This is a genomic window from Pseudomonas sp. MWU13-2100, assembly GCF_023242365.1.
Lineage (GTDB): Bacteria > Pseudomonadota > Gammaproteobacteria > Pseudomonadales > Pseudomonadaceae > Aquipseudomonas.
On record NZ_JALLIX010000143.1, the window covers coordinates 1 to 524 of the forward strand.

At 58.6% G+C, this 524-nt stretch carries 1 protein-coding gene; it reads left to right on the top strand.

What is annotated here, in order from left to right; genetic code table 11:
- Positions 1 to 459: hypothetical protein (locus M5B99_RS29760; protein WP_248807476.1), on the top strand; the 459-nt coding region annotated here is incomplete at its 5' end.
- Positions 460 to 524: the final 65 nt, after the last annotated feature.

The window sequence follows — 524 nt, forward strand, 5'->3', positions numbered from 1 at the left end:
ACGTGGATGGACCACGAGTATGGCAACTTCGGAGACGCGGCCCACCCGGTCATGTGGTTCCTGCAGACCCTGCAGTTGGACAACGGAGTGCACATCTCGCACTACACGACATTCAGCAAGAGCGCTCCTGCGCCCAAGCTCGATGTGCCGGTGCCGAGCAAGGCAACGATTGAGTTCCCCGATGGGACCACCTACTTCCAGACGGATTGCACGATGACGCCGACCGGGAGAACCTGGACCGGTCCGACCGGCGTGGTGTTCTTCATGGAGTTCAAGGTAGAGATTCCAGCGTTCGATGCCCTGCTCCATGTCGTCAGTTTGGTGGATGCGCAAGACTTTCCCTTCCCCACGCTTCCTGGCACCAAGCCCAGTGATACCTATGAAGGCGTGGCCAAGGCCAGCGGCACCTTCAAAGGCAAGCCGGTGCAAGGCACGGCCTGGAACGAGCAACAGTCATAGGGGGATGGCCCTGATGTCTTTGTTTCAGACATTGGGGCCGGTTTCATTAGACCACTACAGTTTCG